The organism is Crossiella sp. CA198 (assembly GCF_052078295.1).
In the GTDB taxonomy this organism is placed as follows: Bacteria; Actinomycetota; Actinomycetes; order Mycobacteriales; family Pseudonocardiaceae; genus Crossiella.
Genome location: NZ_JBQJIM010000012.1, coordinates 165,964 through 178,849, shown reverse-complemented (window position 1 = coordinate 178,849; position 12,886 = coordinate 165,964). Strand labels below are relative to the sequence as shown.

The window sequence follows — 12,886 nt, the reverse complement described above, 5'->3', positions numbered from 1 at the left end:
CAGAACGGCCAACACGGTGTGGGGGTTAGGGGGCGGACAGGGCCGCGGGGATGGGGAGGTGGCGGATGGTTTCGAGGAGGAGGTTCAGGGCGGGGCGGGGGCGGGCGCCTTGGCGCAGGACGGCGGTGATGGTGCGGGTGACAGCGGGGGTCAGTTCGCGGGTGGCGACGCGGTAGCGGTGGTCTACGGCCAGGGCGGGCAGCAGGGCCACGGACAGGCCTGCCTCCACGTGCTGCAACGTCATCAGGTAGTTGCTGAACCGGCACACCACTCGCGGCTCGAACCCGGCCTGGCGGCACAGCCGGGTGGTCACGTTGGCCATGTAGGAGCCCGGCATGTCGAAGGCCCACGGCTCGCCCGCGCAGGTGGCCAGGTCGACCGGGCCGTGCCCGGCCTGCTCGGGCGGGACCACCAGCACCACCGGGTCCACCGCCAGGGGCACCACGTCGACGTCCGGGCCCAGTGGGACCTCGACGAAGTCCGGGGTGGTGATGATCAGGTCGACCTCGCCGACCCGCAGCGCCGGGATGCTCTCGTGCGGCTCCAGTTCGAGGAGTTCGACCTCCAGGTGCGGGTGGCTGCGGGCCAGCTGGGTGGCCGCGGGCACCGCCAGGCTGTGGATCGCGCTCTGGAACGCGCCCAGCCGGACCAGCCCGGTGGGCTCCTCGCCGAGCACCCGCAGTTCGGCCTCGACGGTGTCCATGTGGTCCAGGATCGCCCGCGCGTGCCGGGCCAGCAGCTGCCCGGCCGGGGTCAGCCGCACCCGGCGGCCGGTGCGTTCCAGCAGCTGGGTGCGGGTTTCCGCTTCCAGCACGGCGAGTTGCTGGGACACGCTGGACGCGCTCTGCCTGGCCGCCTGGGCGACCGCGCGCACGGTGCCCAGGGTGTCCAGCTGGCTCAGCAGCCGCAGCCGCCACGGGTTCAACACGCTGTCATTGTTGTTCGGTTCCGCCGAACAGGACAGTCGGAATTGTGAGCTGGACCCGTTGCTCGGCCGGTCGTAGCGTCGGGGTCATGGCTGCTCCGACCACCGGTACCCCGGTCACCGAGTTCTGGGCCGACGTCGATCGGCACCTGGTCCGCTACGGCGGCACGTTCACGCCCGAGATCATCGCCAGTGCGGAGGGCAGTTTCCTGCGCACCGAGGACGGCCGCCGGATCCTGGACTTCACCTCCGGGCAGATGAGCGCGATCCTGGGCCACTCGCACCCGGCCATCGTGGACACCGTGCGCCGCCAGATCGGCACCCTGGACCACCTGTTCAGCGGCATGCTCAGCCGCCCGGTGGTCGAGCTGGCCCGCCGCCTGGCCGGTACCCTGCCCGCGCCACTGGCGAAGGTGCAGCTGCTGACCACCGGCGCCGAGTCCAACGAGGCCGCGCTGCGCATGGCCAAACTGGTCACCGGCAAGCACGAGATCGTCTCCTTCGCCCGCTCCTGGCACGGCATGACCCAGGCCGCCGCGGGCGCCACCTACAGCGCGGGCCGCCGCGGCTACGGCCCCGCCGCCCCCGGCAACTTCGCCATCCCCGCCCCCAACACCTACCGCCCCGACTTCCTCGCGCCCGACGGCACCCTGGACTGGCGGCGTCAGCTGGACTTCGGCTTCGACCTGATCGACGCCCAGTCCACCGGCAACCTGGCCGCCTGCCTGGTCGAACCGATCCTGTCCTCCGGCGGCGTGCTCGAACCCCCGCCCGGCTACTTCGCCGCCCTGCACGAGAAGTGCCGCGAGCGCGGCATGCTGCTGATCCTGGACGAGGCGCAGACCGGCCTGTGCCGCACCGGCACCTGGTACGCCTTCGAACGCGACGGCATCGTCCCGGACATCCTGACCCTGTCCAAGACCCTGGGCGCCGGTCTGCCGCTGGCCGCAGTGATCACCAGCGCGGAGATCGAGCAGGAGGCGCACGACCGGGGCTACCTGTTCTTCACCACGCACGTCTCCGATCCGCTGGTCGCCGCGGTCGGCAACACCGTGCTCGACGTGCTGGAGCGCGATGGCCTGGATCAGCGGGCGGTGCGGCTGGGCGAGGTGTTGCGGGCGGGGTTGCGGGAGCTGGCCTCGCAGCACGAAGTGGTCGGCGACGTGCGTGGCCGAGGGTTGCTGGTGGGGCTGGAACTGGTGGTGGACCGGGAGACCAAGCAGGGCTCGGACGCGCTCGGCGCGGCGGTGACCCAGCGCTGCCTGGAACTGGGGCTGCATATGAACATCGTGCAGCTGCCGGGGATGGGCGGGGTGTTCCGGATCGCGCCGGCGCTGACCGCCACCGAGCAGGAATTGGGGCTGGGGCTGGAGATCCTGGATCAGGCCATCGGCGAGGTGACCGCGAACTGGCCCTGAGCTGGTGCCCTCAGCAGGAATCGAACCTGCATCGCCGCCTTCGGAGGGCGGCATCTTCTCCGTTGGACCATGAGGGCTGAATTGCCAGCACCCCTGCCAGGACTCGAACCTGGGACCTCCGCATTCGTAATGCGGCGCTCTGTCCAACTGAGCTACAAGGGTAAAAAGAAATACATTCAGGCACACCAAATAAGAGAAGCCGCCCTTATCGGTTTCCCGATGGGCGGCTCCCTGGGCACGACGCGGTGCACGTCATGGCGGGGAGCCGGTGCTGCTTGACGAGGATCGTCGGGAGTGACGCCGCATACTGGTCATGTCCCCTCCTCGCTCGTGGTGTGCGTTCATCATTACCTACCGCCGAGGGCAGGTCAATCCCATTTCCGCAATGGATCCAAGAATCCTCCAAGAACTGTCCATGGCGACTCCGGCACGGTGCTCCCATGCGAACACACAGCAAAGTCGCGATCTTCGTCGCGATAGTCACCCTGGTCATCCTCGGCGCCGGAACACCGGCCTCCGCCGCGGCGCCGCCGCCGTTCACCGCGCACATGAAGTTCCTGCACAGCGGGAAATGCCTGGAGACCGCCAACAACACCGGGCACAACGGGGCCCGGGTCCAGCAATGGGAGTGTCTGGCGCAACCCGCCGCGTACTGGATCTTCAACCTGGACCCCGCCAGGGGCGTCTGGATCCAGCACCGGGACCACCCCGGCCAGTGCCTCAAGATCGCCGGGCCCAGCAAGGCCAACGGGGCGAGGGCCGAGCTGTACACCTGCGCCGGCCAGGCCGAGGCGTACTGGGAGTTGCGCCAGAAGGAGAACGACCCGCGGTACTTCTACCTGCGCAACGTCTACAGCGGGAAGTGCCTGCAGATCGCCGGGCGCAGCATGGCCAACGGGGCGGTCGCCGAGCAGTGGGACTGCCAGGGTCAGCAGAACGCCTATTTCAACCGGGACTGAGCACCGGCGTGCTGCCTGGGGCTGGCGTGGGCCGGTCGCCTGCGCCAGCCCCAGCCAGCGCGCTCACCGGGCCACGGGGTCAGGCCGCGCAGGATCCGGCAGTGCAGTTCCCTCAGCGGCACACCGGGATCCACGCCCAACTCGGTCACCAGCCTGGTGCGCAGCACCGCGAAGCGTTCCAGTGCCTCGGCTGCCCGGCCGGACTGCCAGAGCGCGGTCATCAGTTGCGCGGCGGCGCGTTCGTCCAGTGGGCGGGCGGCGGCCCGGGTGGTGAGGGCGGGCAGCAGCTCGGAGTGGCGGCCCTGGCGCAGGGCGAGGTCGGCGTGGTCCAGTTCGGCGATCAGGCGTTGTGCGTGCAGGGTCTCGCGCAGGCTGTTGAACCAGGGCAGGTCTACCCCGGCGCAGAACTCGCCCCGCCACAGCGCGAGCGCCTGCTCGAACAGGGTGGTCGCGAGGCCGGAGTCCGGTTCGGCGCGGGCCCGGTGGAGCAGGTCCTGGAAGCAGTGCAGGTCCAGTGCGCGTTCGGGGGTGGCGAGCAGGTAACCGTCGGTGCCGCGCTCGATCGCGGCACCGCCGGTCTGGGCCAGGATCGCGCGCAGTCTGGAGAGGTAGGAATACAGGGTGGCCCGGCTGCTGGGTGGCCGGTGCTGGCCCCAGAGGCGATCTTCCAGTACTGGCAACGGAACCGGGCGGTTGGCCTCGGCCAGCAGGGCGGCCAGGACCACGCGTTGTTTGGCGTGACCCAGGTGAATCCGGCGGTTACCCGAGTACATCTCGATCGCGCCCAGCAGAGCGAAATTCACCATGTGCAGCACACTTTCCCCCCTGGCCCATCCCCCTCCAGATTGACTGCCGCGCTACCTCGGGGTAAGGGTGCTGGCGGTCAGCTCTCGATAGATTCGCGCCATGGTGGTGACCGGGGGGCGACGCCTGCGCGTGGTGGTGCCGTTGCTGGGCGGGGTGGGGTTGTTCGAGCTGGCGGTGCCGTGCGAGGTGTTCGGCTGCGACCGGGTCGATCTGACCCCGCGCTGGTACCAGTTGACGCTGTGCCAGGCCGATCCCGGGCCGCGGCGCACCCCGGACGGGCTGCGGCTGGAGGCCCCCGAGGGCCTGGTCGCGCTGGAGGCGGCCGATCTGGTGGTGGTCCCGGCAGGCATCTCCTCACGGCCGCCGGAATCACTGCTGCACGCGCTGCGGCGGGCCCATCGCCGCGGCGCGCGGCTGGCCGCGGTGTGTTCTGGGGTGTTCGTGCTGGCCGCGGCCGGGTTGCTGGAGGGGCGCACGGTGACCACGCACTGGATGTACGCCGAACGGCTGCGCCGGGACTACCCGGGCATCAGGGTGGCGGAGAGCGCGCTGTACACCGACGACGGCGACATCCTCACCAGCGGCGGCACCGCGGCCGGGATCGACCTGTGCCTGCACATCGTGCGCAAGGACTTCGGCACCGCGATCGCCGCCGAGGTCGGGCGACGGATGGTGATCGCCCCGCACCGGGAGGGCGACCAGACCCAGTACATCCCACCACCCGCCGCGCCGGCGGGACAGGCCGACAGCCTGGGTTCGGTGCTGGACTGGGCGTTGCACCGGCTGCACGAGCCGTTGACGTTGCGGCAGTTCGCCGAGCGCGCCGCGATGAGCACCCGGACCTTCGGGCGGCACTTCAGCAGGCAGGTCGGCCTCACCCCACTGCGCTGGCTCAACCAGCAACGCCTGACCGCGGCCAGGGAACTCCTGGAGACCACCGACCTGACCGTGGACCGCATTGCCGAGCGCACCGGTTTCGCCACCGGCCAGCTGCTGCGCCAGCACTTCCGCCGCGCGCTGCGCACCACCCCGTCGGCCTACCGTCGCACCTTCGGCGCCTGAGCCACCAGTGGTGGGATGATGGGCGGGTGAGTTCGGATGGCAGTGCGCAGCAGCTCGACCGCGACCGCGATGAAGAAGGTCGCGCCCGAAACGCCCGCCCACGGGACGGCCTGGGCAGACCGCTACCGCACGGCGCACCCGGCATCGAGCGCCTGCCGGAGGGGGTCGTCCGCACGCCGGAGGTGACGCTGACCGAGGCGCAGCGGCTCCTTGACGCGGGCATGCCGTTCCACGCGCACGAGATCCTGGAGGACGCCTGGAAGTCCTCGGATGAGGAACATCGGATGCTGTGGAAGGGCCTGGCGCAACTGGCGGTGGGCGCCACGCACGCCGCCCGCGGCAACCGGACCGGCGCGTTCAGCCTGCTCCAGCGCGGCGCCGGGAACATCGAGGCGTACCGGCAGGATCCGCCGTACGGGATCGACGTGGCCGGGCTGCTCGGGTGGGCCCGCGCGGAGGCCGCCGAGCTGGAGCACGGGCTCGGGCAGCTGAGCACACCCCGGCTGCGGCTCACTCCCGGGGACGCCACAGCGGATACGGGATGCCGCTGAGCCGGTTGACCACCGCGCCCAGCGCGGTCAGCGCCAGCACGCTGAGCATGATCAGGACCAGTTCGGGCAGGGTGCGCATCAGGCCGAGCGCCACGATCAGCGTGGTGGCGCCCGCGGGTGGGTGGGACAGGCCGAGCAGGGACATGCCACCGCAGGTCAGGCTCAGCGCGAGGGCCGCGGCGCCCGCCCGGGGCCAGGTGAGGTGGGTCAGGTCCGGGGCGGCCTGGGTCAGTCCGAACACGGTCAGGCCGATGCCCCCGGCCAGCACGCCGATCAGGTGGCCGAGCAGGGTGTTGCGTGGGCTGGCCGGGGCGGTCAGCGGGCTGCTGAACAGCAGGTACGCCGTGGGTCCCAGGGAAGGGAACAGCAGTGGCAGGTGGGTGGCCACGGCGGCCGCGGCGATCAGCAGGGTGACCCCGAAGGTGACCAGGCCGGCGTAGACCGCCGCGCGGGTCAGCGCTGTTCCCAGCCCCGGCGCGGCGCCCTGGCCGCGACCCGCGCGCCGTCCCGGCTGCGGTAGACCACGTACGGCCGCAGCAGATAGCTCACCGGTGCGCTGAAGGCGTGCACCAGGCGGCTGAACGGCCACAGCGTGAACAGCAGCAGCCCGGTCAGCACGTGCAGCTGGAAGCTCAGTGGCACCCCGGCCATCAGCGCCGGATCCGGGTTGAGCAGGAAGATGCCGCGGAACCAGGGCGAGATGGTCGTCCGGTAGTCGTAGCCGCCGCCGACGCCGTTGGTGAGCACGGTCGCGGCCATGCCGAACAGGATCGCGCCGCCCAGCAGCACATAGGTCAGCTTGTCGTTGCCGGTGGTGGCCCGGCGCACGGCCGGCACGCGCAGCCTGCGGTAGAGCAGGATGCCCAGTCCGGCCACGGTGGCCGCCCCGGCCAGGGTGCCCATGGTCAGCGAGACCAGGTGGTACTCGTGTTCGGCCACACCCAGCCATTCGGTGACCGCCTTGGGCACCAGCAGGCCCATCACGTGCCCGCCGACCACGAACAGCAGGCCGAAGTGGAACAGCGGGCTGGCGATGCGCAGCAGCCGGGACTCGTGCAGCTGCGAGCTGCGAGTGGTCCAGCCGAACTTGTCGTGCCGGTACCGCCAGATCGTGCCGCCGACCATCGAGGCGATGGCCAGGTAGGGCAGCACACCCCAGAGCAGCAGGTCGATCGGACTGGTCATCGGGCGCCCTCCGCGCGGGTGGTGGGATAGCCGAGCAGCACGGGTTCCAGCCCCACCCGCTCCACCGGCGGGTTCGGCAGGGTGCGGATACCTTTACGGGGCACGGGAATGGTACTCAGGACCGCGTCCAGCAGCCCGGTGTACACAGTGTCCACTGTGGACACTGATTCGCGCAGTTTGGCCAGCGCGGGCCGGAACTCGGCGAGCAGGCGCTGCCCCGGATCGCCCGCGGTGGCGGCGAATTCCAGCAGCACCGGCAGGTAGTCGGGCAGTTCGCCGTCGGTGAGTGTGACGCCGTGTTCGCGATAGACCTGTTTGAGCCGGGCCAGGGACGCGCCGCGGCGGCGGGTGTCGCCGTCGGTGTACCAGGTCAGGTACAGGCAGCGGCCGGGCTTGGTGTCGAACAGCTCCACATAGCGCTGTCCGGCGGCCACCGGTCCCAGCCGCTCCAGTTCGGCCACCGCCGCGAGCACCAGGACCCGTTGCGGCGCGGGCAGTTCCCTGGCCGCCTCGGCCACCAGCGGCAGGGTCTGCCGGAGTTGCTCGTCCGGCCAGTGCAGGCACAGCGCGCCAATGCGGTGCAGCAGCCGGGTCTGCCGGGTCCTCATCGTCCGCCCTTGCGGCTCAGCGTCGGGAACAGTCCGGCCGGGCGTTCGCCGTCCCGCCACACGAACAAGTCCGTGCCGTTGCTCGCCGGACCGCCCATGCCGGGGCCGCCGTCGGTGTCCAGGCTGCAGGTGGCGGCGATGCCCTCCAGTTCGTGCGCGCGCCCGATGCCCGCGGTCGGCACCACATACCGGTCCTGGTACTTGGCGATCGCCAGCAGCCGGTACAGCGAGTGCACACTGGCCGGGGTGAGTCCGGCGGTGGCCAGTGCGCGCTCGTCGGGTTCCTCGCCCAGGTTGACCGAACGCATGTAGGCCCGCATGGCGGCCAGTTTGCGCAGCGAGGATCGCACCGGGCCGGGATCCCCCGCGGTGAACAGTTCGGCCAGGTACTCCAGGGGGATGCGCAACGCGTCGATGGCGCCGAAGAGGTTGTCCGCGTCCTCGCCGTCGAAACCGGTCTCCGCCAAGGCGTCCACCACCGGCGAGAGCGGCGGGATGTACCAGACCATCGGCATGGTGCGGTATTCCGGGTGCAGTGGCAGCGCGATCCGGTGTTCGGTGATCAGCGCGTGCACCGGGGAGCGCTGGGCGGCCTGGATCCAGTCGTGCGGGATGCCCGCCGCGGTGGCCGCGGCGACCACCTCGCGGTCGTGCGGATCGAGGAAAACCCCCAGCTGCGCTTCATAAAGCTGCTTGTCGTCGCGCACACTGGCGGCCTGGCCGACCTGGTCCGCGTCGTAGAGCAGCACACCGATGTAGCGCAGCCGCCCAACACAGGTCTCCGCGCAGATGGTGGGCTGACCGACCTCCAGGCGCGGGTAGCAGAAGGTGCACTTCTCCGCCTTGCCGGTCTGGTGGTTGAAGTAGACCTTCTTGTACGGGCAGCCGGTCACGCACATCCGCCAGCCGCGGCAGCCGTCCTGATCCACCAGCACGATGCCGTCCTCGGCCCGCTTGTACATCGCGCCGGACGGGCAGGAGGCCACGCAGGAGGGGTTGAGGCAGTGCTCGCAGATACGCGGCAGGTAGAACATGAACGACTGCTCGAACTCGAAGCTGATCTTCTTGCCCAGCTTCTCCACCAGTGGATCGGTCTGGGCGTGCTCTGGCGCGCCGGCCAGGCTGTCCTCCCAGTTGGGGCCCCATTTCGGGCTGGTCGGCCTGCCGGTGATCGCCGAGATCGGCCGCGCGGTCGGGGTGTCCTCGCCCAGCGGGGCCTCGGTGAGGTTGCGGTAGTCGTAGGTCCAGGGCTCGTAGTAGTCGGCCAGCGCGGGCAGGTCCGGGTTGGCGAAGAGGTTGGCCAGCCGGGAGAACCGGTTGCCCGCGTTGAGTTTCAGCCGCCCGTTGCGGCCCAGTTTCCAGCCGCCGCGCCACTTCTCCTGGTCCTCGTAGCGGCGCGGATACCCCTGGCCGGGTTTGGTCTCGACGTTGTTGAACCAGACGTACTCCACGCCCTCCCGGTTGGTCCAGGTCTGCTTGCAGGTGACCGAACAGGTGTGGCAGCCAATGCACTTGTCCAGGTTCATCACCATGGCCAGCTGTGCCATCACGCGCATCAGTAGGTCACCTCCTGGGAGCGGCGGCGCAGCACGGTGACCTCATCGCGCTGGTTGCCGGTCGGCCCGTAGTAGTTGAGGGCGAAGCTGAGCTGGCCGTAGCCGCCGATCAGGTGGGTGGGTTTGATCTGCACCCTGGTCAGCGAGTTGTGGATGCCGCCGCGGCGGCCGGTGGTCTCGGTCTTGGGCACGTTCACCGTGCGTTCCTGGGCGTGGTACATGAACACGGTGCCGGTGGGCATCCGGTGCGAGACAATGGCCCGCGCGACCACCACCCCGTTGCGGTTGACCGCTTCCACCCAGTCGTTGTCGGCCACCCCGATCGCCTCGGCGTCGGCCTTGCTGATCCAGAACGCCGGTCCGCCGCGGGAGAGCGTCTGCATGATCGGGTTGTCCTGGTACTCGGAGTGGATGGACCACTTGGAATGCGGGGTGAGGTACCGGACGGTGACCTCGGCTCCGTTGGGGCCGATCCGGGGTTCCTGGTAGAGCCGGTGCATGTCCAGCGGTGGCCGGTACACCGGGAGCTGCTCGCCGAGTTCGGCCACCCAGTCGTGGTCGAGGAAGAAGTGCTGGCGGCCGGTGAGGGTGTGCCAGGGTTTGAGCTGTTCGACGTTGATGGTGAACGGCGCGTACCGCCTGCCGCCGCCCTCATCGCCGGACCATTCCGGGCTGGTGACCACCGGCGCGGGCCGGGATCTGGTGTCGGCGAAGGTGATCCGGTGCCCGGTGTGGTGTTCCGACAGCGTCCGCAATGGTTTGCCCACGCGTTCGGCCAGCACCCGGAAGCCCTCATCGGCGAGCCTGCCGTTGGTGGTGCCGGACAGCGCCAGCACGGCGTCGGCGGCCCGCTGGTCGGTGTCCAGCCGGGGCCGTCCGGCCGCGGGGCCGCCGGTGACCAGGCCGTTGGACTCGCCGAGCCAGCGCAGTTCCGGTTCGACCTCCACGGTGTAGCCCTTGGTGGTGGTGCCGAGTTTGTCCAGCAGCGGGCCGAGTGCGGCGAGTTTGGCGGCGATCGCGGTGTAGTCGCGTTCCACCACGGTCAGGGCGGGGAAGTTGACCCCTGGCACTGGTTGGCCGCCTTCGGTCCGCCAGTCCCGCAGCACCCCGCCGGGCTGGGCGACCTCGCCGGGGGTGTCGTGCTGGAGGGCGGTGACCACCAGGTCCTTGCGGGTGCCGAGGTGGTCCACGGCGAGTTCGCTGAGCCGGGCGGCGATGGCGTGGAAGGCGTCGAAGTCGGTGCGGGCCTGCCAGGGCGGGTCGACCGCGGCGTTGAAGGAATGCACGAAGGGGTGCATGTCGGTGCTGGACAGGTCGTGTTTCTCATACCAGGTCGCGGCGGGCAGGGTGACGTCGGCGAACAGGGTGGTGCTGGTCATCCGGAAGTCCAGGGCCAGCAACAGATCCAGCTTGCCGTCGGGGGCTTTCTCCCGCCAGCGCACCGATTTCGGGCGTTGCTCCGGTGGGGTTTCGGTGGCGCGCAGGGTGGCGTCGGTGCCGAGCAGGTGCCGCAGGAAGTACTCGTTGCCCTTGGCCGAGGAGCCGAGCAGGTTGGCCCGCCACACGGTGAGCACCCGCGGCCAGTTCGCGGGCGCGTCCGGATCCTCGCAGGCGAAGCCCAGTTTTCCTTGCTGTAGCTGGGAGATCACGTGTGCGATCGGTTCCTGGCCCGCTGCCTCGGCTTCGTCGGTGAGGTCGAGGGGGTTGCGGTCGAAGGTCGGGTAGGAGGGCATCCAGCCCATCCGGGCCGAGGTGGCCAGGCAGTCCGCCGCGGTCATCCCGGCCAGTTCGCCCGCCGCGCCCGGCCAGCTCAGCGTGTCCGCGGTGACCCGGTCGTAGCGCCATTGGCCGGTGTGGGTGTACCAGTAGCCGGTGCCGATCATCTGCCGTGGCGGGCGGCACCAGTCCAGCGCGCCGGCCAGGGTGGCCCAGCCGGTGAGCGGGCGGACCTTCTCCTGGCCCACGTAGTGCGCCCAGCCGCCGCCGTTGCGGCCCTGGCAGCCGGTGAGCAGCAGCAGGGACAGGAAGGAGCGGTAGACCTGGTCGGAGTGGAACCAATGGTTGGTGCCCGCGCCCATCACGATCATGCACCGGCCACGGGAGCGGATCGCGGTGTCGGCGAACTCGCGGGCGATCCGGGTGGCCCTGGCCGCCGGGACCCCGGTGACCACCTCCTGCCAGGCCGGGGTGCCGGGCTGGTCCGGATCGTCGTAGCCGGTGGGCCACTCCCCTGGCAGGCCGTCCCGGGCCACCCCGTACTGGGCCAGCAGCAGGTCGTAGACGGTGGTGACCAGGTTGCCGCCGATCCGGCGCACCGGCACGCCCCGGCGGCTGACGTCTGCCTGGCCGGTGGGGTCGTCGAAGCGCGGCAACAGGATCTCGGCCACCTCGCCGCCGCCGTGCGCGCTCAGTGCCGGGCTGACCTCGGCCAGGTCCAGGTTCCACCGGCCGGGTTCGTCCAGCCAGCGGAAGCCGAGGGAACCGTTGGGCACCACGGGTTCCGCGGTGCGCTCGTCGAGCAGCACGGTCTTCCACTCCGCGCCCGGTTCGGTCGAGCCGAGGTCGGCGGCGGTGAGGAACTTGCCGGGCACCAGGCCCGCCGCGCGTTCGGTGAGGGTGACCAGGAACGGCAGGTCGGTGTAGCGGCGCACGTAGTCGGCGAAGAAGGGCTCCTGCTTGTCCACGAAGAACTCCCGCAGTACCACGTGCCCCATGGCCAGGGCCAGCGCGGCGTCGGTGCCCGGGTGCGGGGCCAGCCACTCGTCGGCGAACTTGGTCGCGTCGGAGTAGTCCGGTGAGCACACCACGACTTTCTGACCGCGGTAGCGGGCCTCGGTCATGAAGTGCGCGTCCGGGGTGCGGGTGACCGGGACGTTGCTGCCCCACAGCATCAGGTAGGCCGCGTCCCACCAGTCGGCGGATTCGGGCACGTCGGTCTGGTCGCCGAAGACCTGCGGCGAGGCGGGCGGCAGGTCGGCGTACCAGTCGTAGAAGGAGAGCATCGGCGCGCCGAGCAGCGCCATGAACCGGGAGCCCACCGCGTGCGAGACCATCGACATCGCCGGGATCGGCGAGAACCCGGCGATCCGGTCCGGGCCGTGGCGTTTGAGGGTGTGCACGTGCGCGGCGGCGACCATGTCCACCGCCTCGTCCCAGCTGACCCGCACCAGCCCGCCCTTGCCCCTGGCCCGCTGGTACACCTGGCGTTTCAGCGGATCGTCCACAATGGACGCCCAGGCGGCCACCGGGTCCCCGTGCACCCGCAGCCCCTCGCGGAACATCTCCACCAGCACACCGCGCGCGTAGGGATAGCGCACCCGCAACGGGGAGTAGGAGTACCAGGAGAAGGAGGCGCCACGCGGGCAGCCGCGCGGCTCGTACTCCGGCCGGTCCGGCCCCACCGAGGGGTAGTCGACGTCCTGGGACTCCCAGGTGATGATGCCGTCCTTGACGTAGACGTTCCACCGGCAGGACCCGGTGCAGTTCACCCCGTGTGTGGACGGCACCACCTTGTCGTGGCTCCACCGGTCCCGGTAGAAGGCATCTCCCTCGCGCCCGCCGCGCTGGAACGTGGCCCGCAGGTCCGCGGAGGTCTCGTCCCGGCTGAGCAAACGCCCCGCCGCCAGCAGCAGGTCTCCTGCGCGGTTGTCCGTGGTGGGAGTCGTGCGAACGCGCGGATTCCCCGCAGTCATATGCGGTTCCCCTTAGTCCCAGAATGGCTCGAATTGATTTCGAACGTACGCCCGGATCGACTTGCTGTCCACACCGGGGTAACTCCGGGTAAATACACAGAATTTGGGGGCAATGTCCGTTTG

General features: G+C 70.3%; 11 protein-coding genes and 2 tRNA genes. 4 read left to right on the top strand and 9 right to left on the bottom strand.

Annotated elements, in window-relative coordinates; translation table 11 throughout:
* Nucleotides 1-25 precede the first annotated feature (25 nt).
* The gene (locus tag ACTOWY_RS21430; RefSeq protein ID WP_441311433.1) at nucleotides 26-928 is read right to left on the bottom strand and encodes a LysR substrate-binding domain-containing protein; all 903 of its coding nucleotides are present in this window, start codon (nucleotides 926-928) and stop codon (nucleotides 26-28) included.
* 86 nt (nucleotides 929-1,014) lie between these two features.
* On the opposite strand from ACTOWY_RS21430, the gene ACTOWY_RS21425 reads away from it, so the two are divergent.
* Nucleotides 1,015-2,343 (top strand): aspartate aminotransferase family protein, encoded by a 1,329-nt coding sequence (locus ACTOWY_RS21425; protein ID WP_441311432.1) that lies wholly within the window; start codon nucleotides 1,015-1,017, stop codon nucleotides 2,341-2,343.
* A 2-nt stretch (nucleotides 2,344-2,345) separates the two neighbouring features.
* Here the strand turns inward: ACTOWY_RS21425 and ACTOWY_RS21420 are convergent.
* Nucleotides 2,346-2,420, bottom strand: a tRNA-Arg gene (locus tag ACTOWY_RS21420).
* A gap of 11 nt (nucleotides 2,421-2,431) precedes the next feature.
* Nucleotides 2,432-2,505 (bottom strand) — tRNA-Arg (locus ACTOWY_RS21415).
* 278 nt (nucleotides 2,506-2,783) lie between these two features.
* On the opposite strand from ACTOWY_RS21415, the gene ACTOWY_RS21410 reads away from it, so the two are divergent.
* On the top strand, nucleotides 2,784-3,302 hold the full coding sequence (locus ACTOWY_RS21410; protein WP_441311431.1) for an RICIN domain-containing protein: 519 nt from the start codon (nucleotides 2,784-2,786) through the stop codon (nucleotides 3,300-3,302).
* On the opposite strand, the gene ACTOWY_RS21405 is transcribed toward ACTOWY_RS21410, so the two are convergent.
* Nucleotides 3,284-4,108: an AfsR/SARP family transcriptional regulator gene (locus ACTOWY_RS21405; protein ID WP_441311430.1), complete on the bottom strand. Its 825-nt coding sequence runs from the start codon at nucleotides 4,106-4,108 to the stop codon at nucleotides 3,284-3,286. The genes ACTOWY_RS21410 and ACTOWY_RS21405 overlap by 19 nt on opposite strands.
* A gap of 100 nt (nucleotides 4,109-4,208) precedes the next feature.
* Here ACTOWY_RS21405 and ACTOWY_RS21400 point away from each other — a divergent pair, with 100 nt between their 5' ends.
* Together ACTOWY_RS21400 and ACTOWY_RS21395 are read left to right on the top strand one after the other, a co-directional pair.
* Complete coding sequence (locus ACTOWY_RS21400) at nucleotides 4,209-5,171, top strand: helix-turn-helix domain-containing protein (RefSeq protein WP_441311429.1); 963 nt, start codon at nucleotides 4,209-4,211, stop codon at nucleotides 5,169-5,171.
* Between the two features lie 26 nt (nucleotides 5,172-5,197).
* Complete coding sequence (locus tag ACTOWY_RS21395; RefSeq protein WP_441311428.1) at nucleotides 5,198-5,722, top strand: DUF309 domain-containing protein; 525 nt, start codon at nucleotides 5,198-5,200, stop codon at nucleotides 5,720-5,722.
* On the opposite strand, the gene ACTOWY_RS21390 is transcribed toward ACTOWY_RS21395, so the two are convergent.
* The 5 genes from ACTOWY_RS21390 to ACTOWY_RS21370 form a co-directional block, all read right to left on the bottom strand.
* A complete protein-coding gene (locus tag ACTOWY_RS21390) occupies nucleotides 5,682-6,110 on the bottom strand; it encodes an HPP family protein (RefSeq protein WP_441311427.1) in 429 nt (142 codons plus the stop codon). The genes ACTOWY_RS21395 and ACTOWY_RS21390 overlap by 41 nt on opposite strands.
* Before the next feature lie 65 nt (nucleotides 6,111-6,175).
* Nucleotides 6,176-6,907: a respiratory nitrate reductase subunit gamma gene (gene narI, locus ACTOWY_RS21385; protein WP_441311426.1), complete on the bottom strand. Its 732-nt coding sequence runs from the start codon at nucleotides 6,905-6,907 to the stop codon at nucleotides 6,176-6,178.
* Nucleotides 6,904-7,515: a nitrate reductase molybdenum cofactor assembly chaperone gene (gene narJ / locus ACTOWY_RS21380; RefSeq protein WP_441311425.1), complete on the bottom strand. Its 612-nt coding sequence runs from the start codon at nucleotides 7,513-7,515 to the stop codon at nucleotides 6,904-6,906. The genes narI and narJ overlap by 4 nt, the downstream gene beginning before the upstream one ends.
* Entirely contained in the window at nucleotides 7,512-9,071 is a 1,560-nt protein-coding gene (gene narH / locus ACTOWY_RS21375; protein ID WP_441311424.1) for a nitrate reductase subunit beta, read from the bottom strand. The genes narJ and narH overlap by 4 nt, the downstream gene beginning before the upstream one ends.
* Complete coding sequence (locus tag ACTOWY_RS21370; RefSeq protein WP_441311423.1) at nucleotides 9,071-12,763, bottom strand: nitrate reductase subunit alpha; 3,693 nt, start codon at nucleotides 12,761-12,763, stop codon at nucleotides 9,071-9,073. The genes narH and ACTOWY_RS21370 overlap by 1 nt, the downstream gene beginning before the upstream one ends.
* Nucleotides 12,764-12,886 lie beyond the last annotated feature (123 nt).

Coding starts and splice junctions, on each gene's coding strand:
- ACTOWY_RS21425 (WP_441311432.1), top strand. CDS start 1,015: ATGGCTGCTCCGACCACCGGTACCCCGGTCACCGAGTTCTGGGCCGAC.
- ACTOWY_RS21405 (WP_441311430.1), bottom strand. CDS start 4,108: ATGGTGAATTTCGCTCTGCTGGGCGCGATCGAGATGTACTCGGGTAAC.
- ACTOWY_RS21370 (WP_441311423.1), bottom strand. CDS start 12,763: ATGACTGCGGGGAATCCGCGCGTTCGCACGACTCCCACCACGGACAAC.
- ACTOWY_RS21410 (WP_441311431.1), top strand. CDS start 2,784: ATGCGAACACACAGCAAAGTCGCGATCTTCGTCGCGATAGTCACCCTG.
- narH (WP_441311424.1), bottom strand. CDS start 9,071: ATGCGCGTGATGGCACAGCTGGCCATGGTGATGAACCTGGACAAGTGC.
- narI (WP_441311426.1), bottom strand. CDS start 6,907: ATGACCAGTCCGATCGACCTGCTGCTCTGGGGTGTGCTGCCCTACCTG.
- narJ (WP_441311425.1), bottom strand. CDS start 7,515: ATGAGGACCCGGCAGACCCGGCTGCTGCACCGCATTGGCGCGCTGTGC.
- ACTOWY_RS21400 (WP_441311429.1), top strand. CDS start 4,209: ATGGTGGTGACCGGGGGGCGACGCCTGCGCGTGGTGGTGCCGTTGCTG.